General features: G+C 69.2%; 12 protein-coding genes and 1 tRNA gene. 9 read left to right on the plus strand and 4 right to left on the minus strand.

Annotated features, from left to right (window positions below; translation table 11 throughout):
* The 7 genes from KPL78_RS00830 (at position 1) to KPL78_RS00860 (ending at position 10,942) form a co-directional block, all read left to right on the plus strand.
* Positions 1-2,166, plus strand: a complete 2,166-nt coding sequence (locus KPL78_RS00830) for an RNA degradosome polyphosphate kinase (protein ID WP_219760748.1) — start codon at positions 1-3, stop codon at positions 2,164-2,166.
* A gap of 38 nt (positions 2,167-2,204) precedes the next feature.
* Positions 2,205-3,692, plus strand: a complete 1,488-nt coding sequence (locus tag KPL78_RS00835) for a Ppx/GppA family phosphatase (protein ID WP_219761677.1) — start codon at positions 2,205-2,207, stop codon at positions 3,690-3,692.
* 149 nt (positions 3,693-3,841) lie between these two features.
* Entirely contained in the window at positions 3,842-5,713 is a 1,872-nt protein-coding gene (locus tag KPL78_RS00840; RefSeq protein WP_219760749.1) for an ArgE/DapE family deacylase, read from the plus strand.
* Complete coding sequence (locus KPL78_RS00845; protein ID WP_219760750.1) at positions 5,653-6,669, plus strand: tripartite tricarboxylate transporter substrate binding protein; 1,017 nt, start codon at positions 5,653-5,655, stop codon at positions 6,667-6,669. Before KPL78_RS00840 ends, KPL78_RS00845 begins: the two co-directional genes overlap by 61 nt.
* The gene (locus tag KPL78_RS00850) at positions 6,666-7,913 is read left to right on the plus strand and encodes a M28 family peptidase (RefSeq protein WP_219760751.1); all 1,248 of its coding nucleotides are present in this window, start codon (positions 6,666-6,668) and stop codon (positions 7,911-7,913) included. The genes KPL78_RS00845 and KPL78_RS00850 overlap by 4 nt, the downstream gene beginning before the upstream one ends.
* A 166-nt stretch (positions 7,914-8,079) precedes the next feature.
* Positions 8,080-9,789 carry a GMC family oxidoreductase gene (locus tag KPL78_RS00855; RefSeq protein WP_219760752.1) on the plus strand — a complete coding sequence of 570 codons (1,710 nt, stop codon included), beginning with the start codon at positions 8,080-8,082 and terminating at the stop codon, positions 9,787-9,789.
* Between the two features lie 121 nt (positions 9,790-9,910).
* Positions 9,911-10,942, plus strand: coding sequence for an amino acid ABC transporter substrate-binding protein (locus tag KPL78_RS00860; RefSeq protein WP_219760753.1), 1,032 nt, complete (start codon positions 9,911-9,913; stop codon positions 10,940-10,942).
* A gap of 271 nt (positions 10,943-11,213) precedes the next feature.
* Here KPL78_RS00860 and KPL78_RS00865 read toward each other — a convergent pair whose 3' ends face one another.
* From KPL78_RS00865 to KPL78_RS00875, 3 genes are all read right to left on the minus strand, one after another.
* The gene (locus KPL78_RS00865; RefSeq protein WP_219760754.1) at positions 11,214-11,570 is read right to left on the minus strand and encodes a hypothetical protein; all 357 of its coding nucleotides are present in this window, start codon (positions 11,568-11,570) and stop codon (positions 11,214-11,216) included.
* A gap of 174 nt (positions 11,571-11,744) precedes the next feature.
* Positions 11,745-12,629, minus strand: a complete 885-nt coding sequence (gene rpoH, locus KPL78_RS00870; RefSeq protein ID WP_255568487.1) for an RNA polymerase sigma factor RpoH — start codon at positions 12,627-12,629, stop codon at positions 11,745-11,747.
* 227 nt (positions 12,630-12,856) lie between these two features.
* Positions 12,857-13,867 (minus strand): RluA family pseudouridine synthase, encoded by a 1,011-nt coding sequence (locus KPL78_RS00875; RefSeq protein WP_219760755.1) that lies wholly within the window; start codon positions 13,865-13,867, stop codon positions 12,857-12,859.
* On the opposite strand from KPL78_RS00875, the gene KPL78_RS00880 reads away from it, so the two are divergent.
* Both KPL78_RS00880 and KPL78_RS00885 read left to right on the plus strand, forming a co-directional pair.
* Positions 13,809-14,135: a DUF6476 family protein gene (locus KPL78_RS00880; RefSeq protein WP_255568488.1), complete on the plus strand. Its 327-nt coding sequence runs from the start codon at positions 13,809-13,811 to the stop codon at positions 14,133-14,135. The genes KPL78_RS00875 and KPL78_RS00880 overlap by 59 nt on opposite strands.
* An 86-nt stretch (positions 14,136-14,221) precedes the next feature.
* A tRNA-Glu gene (locus tag KPL78_RS00885) sits at positions 14,222-14,297 on the plus strand.
* A gap of 256 nt (positions 14,298-14,553) precedes the next feature.
* Here KPL78_RS00885 and KPL78_RS00890 read toward each other — a convergent pair.
* A complete protein-coding gene (locus tag KPL78_RS00890) occupies positions 14,554-14,784 on the minus strand; it encodes a hypothetical protein (RefSeq protein WP_219760757.1) in 231 nt (76 codons plus the stop codon).
* Positions 14,785-14,854 lie beyond the last annotated feature (70 nt).

A 14,854-nucleotide genomic window follows, 5' to 3' on the forward strand; every position in this document is an offset into this window, starting at 1 on the left:
ATGAACGACGTCGTCGAAACCGTCGATCCGGACCTTGCCGCGCTGCTGGTGAGCCCCGAGCGCTTCGCGAACCGGGAGCTGTCCTGGCTTGCCTTCAACCAGCGCGTGCTGGAGGAAGCGACCAATCCGCGCCATCCGCTGCTGGAGCGGCTGCGCTTTGTCGCCATTTCCGCTTCCAACCTCGACGAGTTCTATTCCGTGCGCGTCGCCGGACTGGTGGGGCAGGAGAGGGCGGGGATCGCCAAGGTCTCCCCGGACGGCAAGACGCCGGCGCAGCAATTGGCCGCCATCCATGAACGCGCGCTGGCGCTGATCACCGGGCAGCGCGCGGCCTGGCAGGAGCTGGAGGTGCTGCTCCGCGAGGCCGGGGTGGTCGTCTGCGGCCAGGCGGAACTCGACGCCGCGGATCGCGCCTGGCTGGAAGAGCTGTTCATGGAACGCGTCTTCCCCGTCCTGACGCCGCTCGCCGTCGATCCGGCGCATCCCTTCCCCTTCATCGCCAACCTGTCGCTCTGCATGGTGCTGAAGCTGGTGCGGGAGGAGGATGGCGGGACGATGCGGGCGCTGCTGCCGCTGTCCCCGCAGGTGCAGCGCTTCATCCGCCTGCCCCCGCGCGAGGGATCCCCCGGCATCCGCTTCGTGATGCTCGAGGACCTGATCGTGATGTTCCTCGGCCGGCTGTTCCCCGGCTTCATCCCCGCCGAGACCGGCCTGTTCCGCCTGATCCGTGACACCGATGTGGAGTTCGAGGAAGAGGCGGAGGATCTCGTCCGGTCCTATGAGACCGCGCTGAAGCGGCGCCGGCGCGGCATGCCGATCCGGCTGTCCGTCACCGCAGCGACGCCGCCGGACATGGTCGATTTCGTCGCCGAGGAATTGGGCGCGCCGCGATCGGAACTGTTCATCGTGGAGGGCCTGCTCGGCCTGTCGGACCTCACGCAGCTCATCGTCGAGGACCGGCCGGACCTGCTCTTCACGCCCTATACGCCGCGGTTCCCGGAACGCATCCTCGACTATGGCGGGGATTGCTTCGCGGCGATCCGGGCGAAGGACATCGTCGTCCATCACCCCTATGAATCCTTCGACGTGGTGGTGCAGTTCCTGCGCCAGGCGGCGCGCGATCCGAATGTCGTCGCGATCAAGCAGACGCTCTATCGCACCACCCGCGACAGCACGATCGCCAAGGCCCTGATCGAAGCGGCCGAGCAGGGCAAGAGCGTCACCGGCATCGTCGAGCTCAAGGCCCGCTTCGACGAGGAGCGCAACATCGCCATCGCGCGCGAGCTGGAAGCCGCCGGCGTGCAGGTGGTCTATGGCTTCGTCGAACTGAAGACCCACGCCAAGGTGTCGCTGGTGGTACGCCGCGAGGGTGCGCAGCTCCGCTCCTACGCGCATTTCGGCACGGGCAACTACCATCCAGTCACGGCGCGCATCTACACCGACCTGTCCTACTTCACCGCCGATCCGGCGCTGACGCGCGACGCGGCGAAGCTGTTCAACTTCATGACCGGCTATGCGCGGCCGGAGAGCATGGAGAAGCTCGCCTTCTCGCCGCTGACCATCCGCCCCTCGCTGCTCGCACTGATCGAGCAGGAGATCGCCTTCGCCAGGGAAGGCCGCCCGGCCGCCATCTGGATCAAGATGAACTCGATGGTGGATGAGACGCTGATCGATGCGCTCTACGCCGCGTCCCGCGCCGGGGTGAAGGTCGATGCCGTGGTGCGCGGCATCTGTTGCCTGCGCCCGGGCGTGAAGGGGATGAGCGACAATATCCGCGTGAAGTCGATCGTCGGCCGCTTCCTCGAACATTCGCGCATCGCTGTCTTCGGCAACGGGCACCGGCTGCCCTCGCGCCGCGCCAAGGTCTTCATCAGCAGTGCCGACTGGATGGCGCGCAACATGGACTGGCGCGTCGAGACCATGGTGCCGGTCGAGAATCCCACCGTGCACGCCCAGGTGCTCGACCAGATCATGGTCGTGAACCTGAAGGACACGATGCAGTCCTGGCAACTGGGCCCGGATGGCGAATGGACGCGCCTCGCGCCCGGCGACAAGCCGGTCTCGGCGCATGAGTACTTCATGACCAACCCGTCCCTGTCGGGCCGCGGCAGCGCGCTGAAAGGCACGCCGCGCCGCCCCCGCCAGGACCGCGTGATGCAGGACTGACACAAGTGGACAGCGCGATGCGAGAAGGCCCGGCCTGGATGGAGGACGGGCGGCGGTTGCCGCGCTCGGCCGTCGTCGATCTCGGTTCCAATTCCGTGCGCCTCGTCGTCTTCGAGGGGCGCGGGCGCAATCCGCAGGCCATCTTCAACGAGAAGGCGGTGCTCGGCCTCGGACGCGGCCTGGTCTCCACCGGCCTGCTGAACGAGGACGCGGTGGAGCAGGCGCTGACGGTGATGGTGCGCTACCACACTGTCGCCCGCGCCATGGGCGCGGAGCCGGTCGAGGTGCTGGCCACCGCCGCGGTGCGTGATGCGACCAACGGGCCGAGCTTCGTCGCGCGGCTGCGCGAGCGCCTGCCGGACCTCATCATCCGCGTGCTGACCGGGGAAGAGGAGGGGCTGCTCTCCGCCGACGGCGTGCTGCTGGGCTTCCCTGACGCCGATGGCGTGCTCGGCGATATCGGCGGCGGGTCGCTGGAGCTGGTGGAACTGGCGCATGGCCGCGCCGGGCGGGTAATGAGCCTGCCGCTCGGCGCCATACGCCTCGCCGAGCGCGCGAACAATGAGATCGCACGCGGCCGCGCCATGGCGACCGAGGAATTCAACCGCGTGCCTTGGCTGCCCGAGGCGCAGGGGCGCGACCTCTATCTCGTCGGCGGCGCCTGGCGTGCGCTCGCGCGCATGCACATCGCGCAGACGGCCTATCCGCTGTCGATCGTGCACCATTACGTGCTGTCGCGGGAGGAAGCGCGCGACCTGGCCGGCGTGGTGATGGCCGCGACGCGCCGCACGCTCGACCGCATGCCCGGCGCGCCGACCAAGCGCGTGCAGGACCTGCCCTGGGCGGCGATGGTGATGCGGCGCCTGCTGCGGGCCTCCGGCGCGCGGCGCGTCGTGTTCAGCGCGAACGGGCTGCGCGAGGGTTGGTATGCGCGGCACCTCGAATCCGAGGAACGTCAGCGCGATCCGCTGATCGCCGCGGCACGCGACCTGGCCGACCGCTTCGGCCGCGACCCGCGCCTGCTGCCGGCCCTCGCGCAATGGACGGCCGGACTGTTCGAGCGCGAGTCGACCGGCGATGCCGCGCTGCGCGTCGCCGCCTGCTGGGTCAGCGACGTGGGCAGCCACGACCATCCGGACTACCGCGCCGAGCACGCCTATTTCCGCATTCTGCGGCAGCCTGGCGTGGGGCTGGACCACCATGCGCGCGCCTTCCTCGCGCTGGCCATCGCGCTGCGCTACGAGGCGCTGCCGGATGCCGCCTTCCTCCAGGCGGCGCGCGTGCTGCTGGATGTCGCAGCGGTAAGGCGGGCGGAGATCCTCGGCGCTGCGCTGCGGCTCGCCTACACGCTGTCGGGCGGCACGCCCGAATTGCTCGCCGGAACCGCGCTGGAGCGCGAGGGGGGGCGGCTCGTGCTGCGCCTCGTCGAAGGCAGCGGCGTCTTCGCCGGCGAGAGCGTGATGCGCCGGGTCGAGGCGCTGGGCGCGGTGCTGGGGCTGGAAGCGGCGGTCGAGGTCGCCGCATGAGCGACGCCCCGCCCTCCGCAGGGGCGGGGCCGGACGGCATCACCATCCCCCACCACACGCCGCGGTCGGACTTTGTCGCCATGCTGGCGGCGGTTCAACGGCGGCCCTGACGGCGCCGCATCGCCGCAGCCGTCGTCATTCTCGCGATCATGGTGGTGGTCGCCTGGTTCAGTGCGGGATCGCTGCAGGGTCTGCGTGGCTTCGCCACGGCGGTCGCCGCGGGTGAGATGACATGGTGGTCTTGCCCCGCCATCATCGTGCCGGTGCTGCTGCCCTTCGCCGTGCATCACATTCTGGCGATGGTCGCGGGCCTCTTCTTCAGCCGGACCGCCCTCTCGCGCGAACCGATCGCGGTGACGCTCGATCCGGCGGAGATCACCGTCTCGGTCACCGGCTTCAGCTCCCGCATTGCCTGGGACCGCATCGAACGGGTCATTGAGACGTCCCGGCATCTGTTCCTGGTACTGGCTGCGCGGCAGGCCGTTGTGCTCCCCCGCCGCGCCGTCGCCACTGGCAGGCCGCGCGCGGCTTGGCACGACGCATCATTCCCCCCGCCGCCTGAAGACGCTCGGGGTGCCGGGTGCTCATACCGTGGGCGCCGGCTGCCCTGCGCGCGGACAGGGCGCGATCCGGATGGCGCGGAGGATCGACGCGATGGGCTGGGCGCGCCCGAAGCGTTGTCTATGATCCAGCCCGCGCGCTACGCGCCCATGTCGAGAACACGAAGGATCCGCAGTTCCATGTCTGATGCCGAAGCCCTGTCCCGTATTGCCGCCGCGATCGACGCGGGCTTCGACAAGGAAGTGGAGTTCCTGCAGGAACTGGTGCGATTCCCCTCCCTACGCGGGCGTGAGGCGCCCTTGCAGGACTGGTTCGCGCGCCAGATGGCCGAGCGCGGTTATGCGGTCGACCGCTTTTCCATCGCCGACGTGCCCGAGCATCCCAAGATGGCACCGATGGTCGATGCCGATCCGGCGGCCTCCATCCAGGTCGTGGCCGCCCATCGTCCAAAGAACCCGACGGGCCGCAGCCTGATCCTGCAGGGCCATATCGACGTGGTGCCGGAAGGCCCGCACGAGATGTGGACCTACCCGCCCTATTCCGCGACCATCCGCGACGGCTGGATGTATGGCCGCGGCGCGCATGACATGAAGTCGGGCGTGGCCTGCATGGTCTTCGCCATGGATGCGATCCGCGCGGCGGGCTTCGAGCCGGCGGCGGATGTGTACATCGAGACGGTGACGGAGGAGGAGAGCACCGGCAATGGCGCGCTCGCCGCCCTGCTGCGCGGCTATCGCGCCGAGGCCGCGCTGGTGCCGGAGCCGACCGGCCACACCATCACCCGCACCCAGACCGGCACCATCTGGTTCCGCCTGCGCGTGCGGGGCGTGCCCGTGCATGTCGCCGTCGCGCAGGACGGCACCAACGCGATCATGTCGGCCTATGCGCTGATCAACGCCCTGTACGCGCACACCAAGGTGCTGAACGCGGAAGCCAAGGCCAGCCCCTGGTATGCGGACATCAAGGACCCCATCAAGTTCAACCCGGGCATCATCCGCGGCGGCGACTGGGCGTCCTCGACCCCCGCCTGGTGCGAGGTGGATTGCCGCATCGGCCTGATCCCCGGCATGACGCCGGAGGAAGCGATGGCCCGCATCGAATCCTGCGTGAAGACCGCGGCGCAGGGCGACGCCTTCATGGCGAACAACCCGCCCGAGATCATCTGGACTGGGTTCCAGACCGATCCCTACGTGCTGGAACCGGGCAGCGAGGCGGAGAAGGTGCTCGCCGCCGCGCATGCCTCGGTGCATGGGGGCGAAATGCCGGAGCGGCGCACCACGGCGGTGAATGACGCGCGCTACTACGGGCTCTATTTCGGTTTCCCGGGACTCTGTTACGGTCCCAAGGGGGAAGTTGCGCACGGCTTCGATGAACGCACTTCCATCGAGGATCTCCGGTCATGCACGAAGACCATCGCAACCTTCATCACCGAATGGTGCGGGCTGCGCCCGAGGGCCTGACGCGGCGCGCGCTGCTGGGCGCGGCGGGGGCTGCCCTCGCCGCGCCGGCACTGGCGCAGACGGACTGGCCGACGCGGTCCATACGCCTGATCGTGCCCTTCGCGCCGGGCGGGTCCTCCGACGTGCTGGCGCGGCTGATCCAGCCGGGCCTCGGCGCCGCACTCGGGCAGCCTATCGTGGTCGAGAACCGCTCGGGCGCCGGCTCCATGCTCGGTACCGAGGCGGTCGCGCGCGCGCCGGCCGATGGCTACACGCTGCTGCTCGCGGACCTGCCCTACACCATCGTGCCGGCGCTTCAGGCACGCATGCCCTATGACGTCGAGAAGGACCTGGTGCCCGTCGCCATGGTTGGCGTCGCACCGCTGCTGATCTTCGGGCATCCGTCCCTGCCGGTGCGGAACGCGGCGGAATTCGCCGCGCTCGCCAAGGCGCAGCCGGGGCATTTCACCTATGGCTCAGGCGGCGTCGGTGCTGCCTCCCACATGATGGGCGAGCTGTTCCAGGCGGTCACCGGCACGCAGTTGACGCATGTGCCCTATCGTGGCGGCGGCCCGGCCATCCAGGACCTCGCGGCGGGCAACATCAACACGGTGTTCGTCACCGTGGCCTCGGCCGCGCCGCAGCTTTCCTCCGGGCAGATCCGCGGCCTCGGCGTCATGGCGGCGGAACGTATGCGCAGCCATCCCGACATCCCGACCTTCCGCGAACAGGGCATCGACCTGATCGCCGAGCATTGGTGGGGGCTGCTGGCCCCCGCCGGCACGCCGGTGCCGGTGATCGATAAGATTGCCGCGGCCATGCCGGCCGTGCTCGCCGCACCCGACATGACCCCGCGGCTGGAGGCCCTGGCGGTGATCGCCCGGCCCGACGGCCCCGCTGCCTTCGGGCAGCGCATCCGGGAGGACCTGGTGCGCTATCGCGACATCGCGCGGTCGCGGGGCATCACCGCGCAGTGACGCTCGCGGATTTCCTCGATCGCATCGCCGCCGACGATGGGATCGCCGCGGATTTCGCGGCGATCTGCGACACCGGCGGCCGCCTGCAGGGCACGGCCAGCGCGGAGCGTGGCTTCGTGCTGATGGAGGAGCGCCTTGCCATGCTCGGCGCCGTCCGAAAGGAGCCGGTGGCCTATGCCGGCTGGCACTGTCGCGACGCGCGGTTGATCGATGTCGCGACAGGCCGCGACCTCGCCTGCGCGCCGCTGCTGGGGGCAGCGAGCACGCCGGCGGAGGGCCTGGTGCTCGACAGCATGGATTGCGGACGCGGCGTGCCGGGGGATTTCTCCGGCGCCGCCGGGCGCGCGGTGCTGGCGCGGCATGAGTATCCCTTCTCCGCCGGGACGGTGCATCGGCGGGTGAAGCTGGCGGCAGCGCAGGAGGCCGGGGCGGCAGCCTTCCTGATCGTGCAGCCGGAACCCGGCATCGGGCCGGTCTCCGGCTCCTCGGGCCGCGCGGGCGGGGTGGGGATTCCCGCCATGGGCATCTCGGCCGAAGCGGGCGCGCTGCTCGCCGAGGGGCGCAAGGTGCGGGTGACGCTGCTGGGCGAGGATCATCCGGCCACGACGCCGACGCTGGTGCTCGACCTGCCGGGGCGCGGCGAGCAGCGCGTCGTGCTCTCCGCCCATCTGGACGGCCATCCGCTGGGGGAGAGCGCCATCGACAACGCGACGGGCCTCGCTGCCGCACTGTGCCTGGCGCGTGCGGCGGCGCCGGTCGTCGCCGGCTGCGCGCGGGGGCTGACGGTCTGCATCTTCGGTGCCGAGGAATGGGCGCTGGCCGGGTCCAAGGCTTGGCTCGCGCAGCTTGCCCCATCGCGCAGGGCGGCGATGGCGGTGAACATCAACCTCGATTCGATTGCCGGCGGCCCCTCGCTGACGGCGCTGACCAGCGGCTTCGCGATGCTCGGCCCCTTCATGCAGGACGCGGCTGCGAAGATCGGGCGGACGCTGCGCACGCATCAGCCGCTGATGACCAATTCAGACCACGCGAACTTTGCCGCCTGCGGCATTCCCGCGGCGCGGCTGATCGCCGGCTTCGACGAGCCGGGCAGTGCGTTGCGCTACCTGCTGACCGCTGCCGATCGGCGCGCCATCGTGCCGATGGATCAGTTGCGGACGGCGACGGTTACGGCCGGGGCCATGCTGTGGGAAGCGCTGAACGCGCCGGACGAGGTGATGCAGCGCCTGCGGGCCGCGTCGTAGCCCGGGGGCAGCAAGGGCCGCGCGGTCGGACAGCGGCGCGACCGGAGGGGCTCTGCCCCTCCGGCCCTCGGACGAAAGCAGACGCCCAGCCAGCAACGCCCCCTTCCGCACCGCGTCCGACAGTGATCTGCTGGTGCGAACGACGATCCATCGGGGGAAGCGCGGCTTGTACGACTTCATCATCGTCGGCGGGGGTTCCGCCGGCTCGGTTCTGGCGCATCGGCTGTCGACACCCGGCGCCAACAAGGTCCTGCTCTGCGAGGCCGGCCCCGACACGCCACCAGGCCAGGAGCCGGCGACCATCCTCGATACCTATCCCGGCACGGCCTATTTCGATCCGCGTTTCCACTGGACCGAGCTGAAGGTCCGCACCCAGGTCGTCTCCCACAACAACCCGCAGGCCGACCGTCCGCCGCTGCGGAAATACGAACAGGCGCGGGTGCTGGGCGGCGGGTCTTCGATCAACGGCCAGATGGCCAATCGCGGCGCGCCGCACGACTACGACGAATGGGAACAGCGCGGCGCCGCCGGGTGGAACTGGGACGCCGTGCTGCCCTACTTCAAGAAGGTCGAGCGCGACCTCGATTTCGACAATGAATGGCATGGGCAGCAGGGCCGCATCCCGGTCCGCCGCGTGCCGGAATCGCAGTGGCCGGAGCATTCCCGCGCGGCGGCCGAGGCCTTCCGCCAGGCCGGCTACAAGACTCTCGCCGACCAGAACGGCGCCTTCGAGGACGGCTATTTCCCGGTGACCGTGAACGTGACCGAGACCTCGCGCGTCTCGGCCGCGATCGGCTACCTGGATGCGGAGACGCGCAAGCGGCCGAACCTCACCATGTCCACCGAGACGCAGGTGATGGGCCTGATCTTCGAGGGCACGCGCTGCGTTGGCATCCGCGCGCTGGTGAAGGGCCAGGAACAGGAATTCCGCGGTCGGGAGATCATTCTCTGCACCGGCGCGATTCATTCGCCGGCGCATCTGATGCGGGCGGGGATCGGGCCGGCGGCGCACCTGAAGGACCTCGGCATCGAGGTCCGCGCCGACCTGCCCGGGGTGGGGCAGGGGCTGATGGACCATCCGGCGATCTCGCTGTCCTGCTTCATCAAGCCCCAGGCACGGCTGAACCGCACCCCCCTGCGGCGGCACATCAATGTCGGGCTGCGCTTCTCCTCGGGTATCGAGGGAGCGCCGGCCGGCGACATGTTCATGGCGGCGGCCAGCAAATCCGCCTGGCATGCGGTGGGCGAGCAGATCGGCTCCATGCTGACCTGGGTGAACAAGACCTACTCGCAGCGCGGCCAGGTGCGGCTGCTGTCCACCGATTGGCGCCAGCATCCGGATGTCGAGTTCAACCTGCTGTCCGACCGGCGTGACCTCGAACGTCTGATGATCGGATTCAAGCTGGCGGCGGCGCTCAATCTCAGCGCGCCGCTCGCCGCTGTTTCGACGGATCCCTTCCCGGCCTTCTATTCCGACCGCGTGCGGAGGATCGGCGTGGTCAATCCGCGCAACCGCTTCCTCACCTCGCTCATCGCGAAAATCCTCGATGGGCCGGCCGTGCTGCGGCGCGCGATCATCGACCGCTACGTCGTCGAGGGCTTCACCTTCCGCCAGGTGATGGAGGATGACGAGGCGTTGGAGGAGTTCATCCGCAAGGGCACGATCGGCGTCTGGCATGCGTCCTGTTCCTGCCGCATGGGGGCGGAAGGCGACCCGATGGCGGTGGTGGACAATGCGGGCCGGGTGCGCGGCGTGGCCGGGCTGCGGGTGGTCGATGCCTCGGTCTTCCCCGTGGTGCCGTCCGCCAACACCAATTTCCCGACCCTGATGACGGCGGAGAAAATGGCCGACGCCATCCTCGCTGGACCCGGCTAAGGCGCCGCCGGGGCGCGCCGCGCAGACAGCGCTTGGCGGCCGGCGCCGGGCACGGGCATGCTTCCTGCGGGACGTCCGCAACGAAGGCGGCCCGTGCTTCTGAATCTGGGAGAAATCATTGATGACAAGCATTCGTGCCCGCGTCGCGGGCCTGGCTGCGGCCGCGGTCATGGCCGTGGCCGGGCAGGCTTCGGCCCAGACCGCTGGCCCTGACACGGTCGGCGCGATCCGCGCCCGTGGGCAGCTCATCTGCGGCGTGGCGATCAACTCCGCAGGCTTCGCTCTGCCGGACAGCCGGGGCGAGATGCGCGGCCTCGATGCCGATACCTGCCGGGCGGTCGCCGCGGCGATCTTCGGTGATGCGACGAAGGTGCGCTTCCTGCCGAACACGACGGTGCAGCGCTTCCCCATGCTGCAATCCGGCGAGATCGACATGCTCGCGCGCAATACGACCTGGACCATGGCGCGCGAGACGCAGCTCGGCCTCGCTTTCGCCGGCATCAATTTCTACGACGGCCAGGGCTTCATGGTGCGCAAGACCTCCGGCGTGACCTCGGCCCGGCAGCTCGATGGCGCGACGGTCTGCGTGCAGCCAGGCACGACGACCGAACTGAACCTGACCGACTACTTCCGCACCAACAACATGCGCTTCACCCCGGTGGTGATCGAGAATGTCGAGGAGATCCGCTCGGCCTTCATCTCCGGTCGCTGCGACGCCTATACCAACGACGCCTCCTCGCTCGCCTCCTTCCGCGCGACCCAGCAGAACCCGGACGACTTCCTGCTGTTGCCGGAGCTGATCTCCAAGGAGCCGCTGGGGCCCGTGGTGCGCAAGGGCGACTGGCGCTTCTTCGACATCGTCCGCTGGACGCTGTTCGCGCAGATCGCGGCCGAGGAACTCGGCGTGACCAGCGCGAATGTCGAGGAACTGGCGCGCACCAGCACCAACCCCGACATCCAGCGGCTGCTGGGGCGCACGGGCGATCTCGGCCAGTCGATGGGCGTGGCGAACGACTGGGTGGTGAAGATCATCCGCCAGGTTGGGAACTACGGCGAGATGTACGAGCGCAACATTACCCCGATCGGCATTCCGCGCGGCGTGAACCGGCTGTGGCGTGACGGCGGGCAGCAATACGCGCCGCCGATCCGCTGAGGCGGCGGATGGAACCGGAGAGAGGCTTTGCCCCTCTCCGGACCTTGGCGGCAGTGCCGCCAAGCCCACCAAACGCCGCAAGGCCTTTGGAAACCGTCACTTGGCGCCGGGCGCCAGGAGCAGGCTCAATGCCGAGACCCGCACCTGCGCACGAAGCGCGCTGGGGGACAGTATGGCCGTCGTGCAGGGCACCAACTGTCCGGCGGTCCAGGCCATCTATGGCCTGGTGGGGAGAGGCTTGGAGAGGGGTGGCGCCCCTCTCGAATCGCCATCAGCCCGGCGGCGGCGCCACAGGAATGGCGGCGCGATACGGCTCGATCCGATAGGTATCCTGCTTGAGGATCGCGATGCGCCCCGTCGCCCCATAGCGGGTCGACCCGTCCGCCGCGCGGCCAACCGTATAGCGCCAGGCGCCGACCTGTCCGTCCGAGGCGAGCTTGCGCGCGATGCGCTCGGCTTCCGGCCCGCTGCCCATGGCGGCAAGTTCGGCCGGGGTCAGGCCGATGATGACCTCGTCGCGCTGGGAGACGACGCGGAACAGCAGGATCGCCGGTTCCTGCGCCGCGACGGGCAGGGCGAGGGCGAGCGCCGGCAGAGCCAGGGCGAGGCGACGGGTGACGGGCGACATGCGCGTGTTTCTCCATGGGGCGCGGCCGCGGCGTTGAGCGGCCAAAGGCCCGGCGGGCGCAGTCTTGCCGCGCCGCCGTGAGGATCGCCAGCGATCATTGTCACAGCGCGCCAAGACGAAAGGGGGCGGCAGGTCTCCCCGCCGCCCCCTTCATATTCGTCCAGTACCGGGCGGTCAGCCGACCGTCAGGCGGCGCTCCGCGACCTGCTGCTTCATCGACTTCTGCAGCTTCTCGAAGGCGCGGACCTCGATCTGGCGGACGCGCTCGCGGCTGATGTTGTACTGCTGCGAGAGTTCCTCGAGCGTGGTCGGCTCTTCCTTCAGGCGGCGCTCGATCAGGATGTGGCGCTCGCGCTCGTTCAGCGTCTTCAATGCCCCGGCGAGGAGGTCGCGGCGGTTGGTCATGTCCTCCCGCTCGGCCAGTTCCTCTTCCTGGCTTTCGCCATCATCGACCAGCCAGTCCTGCCACTCGCCTTCGCTGTCGGCGCGGACGGGCGCGTTCAGGCTGTGGTCGGGGCTCGACAGGCGGCGGTTCATGCTGACGACGTCCTGTTCGGGCACCTGCAGGGTATGGGCGATCTTCGCCACCTGCTCGTCCTTCAGGTCGCCTTCCTCGAGCGCGGACATCTGGGCCTTCAGCCGGCGCAGGTTGAAGAACAGCTTCTTCTGCGCGGCGGTGGTGCCCATCTTCACCAGCGACCAGGAGTGCAGGATGTATTCCTGGATCGCGGCGCGGATCCACCACATCGCGTAGGTGGCGAGGCGGAAGCCGCGTTCCGGGTCGAAGCGCTTGACCGCCTGCATCATGCCGACATTGCCTTCGGAGATCAGTTCCCCGACCGGCAGGCCGTAGCCGCGGTAGCCCATGGCGATCTTCGCCACCAGGCGCAGGTGGGAGGTGACGAGCTTGTGCGCGGCACGCTCATCGCCTTCGTCCTTCCAACGCCGGGCGAGGGAAAGTTCCTCTTCCGGCGACAGCATCGGGAACTTGCGGATCTCCTGCAGGTAGCGGGAGAGATTTCCCTCGGTCGCCATTGGAATGGCCATGCTGGAAGCCATATTGATATCTGCCTCCTGGGCCGGGCGGGCCCCCCGTGACGGCGGGGCGCGGTACGGCCATAGCCTCGGTTTCGTCGCTATCCTCCGGGCCCGACCCGGGCCGCCGGCCCCTGTCACGACGGGGCAAGCCGGACGGGGCGCTGTGCGTGGCACCCATCGGATTCCGACAACGCTCTTGTAGCCCCTTCGGTTTCGCGGTGCAAGAAAAACCGACTGCAATAGTCGGGTTACCCGGTGTTACCGTCCAGCAACGCAAGCAATCTAGCGAAGTCGGCCGGTAAGGGGCTTTCGAAAGAGAGCGACTGCTTGGTTACGGGGTGTCGGAAGCCCAGCGTTGCGGCGTGCAGTGCTTGGCGGGGGAAGGCGAGCAGGGCCTCGCGCTGGACCGCCGGCAGGGTGCGGGCGGCCGCCGGGGTACGGCGGAGGTAGACCGGGTCGCCGACCAGGGGATGGCCGATATGGGCCATATGGACGCGGATCTGGTGGGTCCGGCCGGTCAGCAGGCGGCATTCGACCTGGCTGACGGCGGTGCCCCAGCCGCGCTTCACGGCATAGCGCGTGGTGGCCGGCTTGCCGCCGCGTTCGACGACGGCCATGCGCTTGCGATCCACCGGGTGGCGGCCGATGGGGGCCGAGACCTCTCCCTGCAGCGGTTCGGGCAGGCCCCAGACCAGGGCGAGATAGGCACGGTCGAGGTCGCGGGCGGCGAAGGCCTCGGACAGGGCGCGGTGGGCGCGGTCGGTTTTGGCCGCAACCATGACGCCCGAGGTGTCCTTGTCCAGGCGATGGACGATGCCGGGGCGCTTCTCGCCACCGATTCCCGGCAGGTCGTCGCCGGCATGGGCGAGCAGGGCGTTGACCAGCGTGCCGTCGGGGTTGCCCGGGGCAGGGTGCACCACCAGGCCCGCGGGCTTGTCGATGACGATGAGGTCGGCGTCCTCGAAGAGGATGGTCAGGGGAATCGCCTGGGCTTGCGGCGTGGCGGACACCGGCGGCGGGACGTGGAGGCGATACAGTGCGCCGGCGCGGACCGGCTCGGCCGGGTCCTTGATCGGCACGCCGTCGCGGGTTCCGTGCCCCGCTTCGATCAATGCCTTGACGCGGGAGCGCGAGAGCGAACCTATCGCCTCCGCCAGGAAGCGGTCGGCGCGGGTGCCGGCGGCTTCAGGCGGTGCGAGGATGTCTGTATCGCCGGATGCGGATCCGGCAGGCGAGGGGGATGGTGTGGCTGCGCTCAAGGCTCTGGTGATCGGAATGGGGGTGCTGATCGTGGCGGGCACCGTGGCGCTCGCGGTGCTGCTCGTCCAGCGTCTTGGCAATGGGACGCCGAGCGGCGGGTCGGCTTCGGTGCTGTCCCTGGCGCAGCCGGAAGGTGCGCGAATCGCCGGGGTCGCGGCCACCGATCGCGCCCTGGCGGTGTGGGTGACGCGGCCGGATGGGGAGCGCGTGATCCTGCTGGACCCCAACGGGACGCGGCGGATCGGGGAGATCCGGCTCCGCGATTGAGGTCCCGCGTGCTTTTCCTGCCGATCGGCGCAGAAGGCGGCTTGATCCCTCCGGAAGGGGGGGCTAGAAGCCGGCCTCCGGCACGGGTCCCCTTCGTCTAGAGGCCTAGGACACCGCCCTCTCACGGCGGTAACAGGGGTTCGAATCCCCTAGGGGACGCCATCTTCTTCGCGAAGCTGTTGTAATCGCTGAAGAAGATGGCCCTTGCGCTCAACGGCCCCTCGTCCGGCCCCCTTATCCGCTTTTCGACGGTCGCCATGGTTCGCCGTGGCGCTTGATGGGGTGCCGGTCCTGATCTCACCGCGAGGTGGGCGCCGAGCAGCGCGGATTGACTGCTCGGCGCCGCCCGCCGACCCCGCCGACTACGCGGGTACGGTTACCGAGACGGGCGCGGACACAGCGCGGTGACGTGCTCGGCCTATTCGTCGCGCAATGGCATGTCGATCATCCAAAGGGCGTTGTTGACCAAGGAATTTGGGTCAACGTCCCAATGCTCCTCACGCCAAACTAGGCGGAGGTCAGTTGAGTCGAAATAGCCTAAACGATCGAGCGCCACTGCCTGAAGCAACTTCATCGCGTCACGAATTGACACACCTTCGGCAGCTGAATCGATCACTGGATCGCCAGCTTTGAGTTTTATCTCACTCATCTATTCAGTCTCCTTGAAGCGCGTCGCCGGCTTGGCGACACCGCGGAGAAGGCCACCGCGCGGCCTGTCC

This window comes from Roseomonas alba (genome assembly GCF_019430885.1).
GTDB lineage: Bacteria > Pseudomonadota > Alphaproteobacteria > Acetobacterales > Acetobacteraceae > Neoroseomonas > Neoroseomonas alba.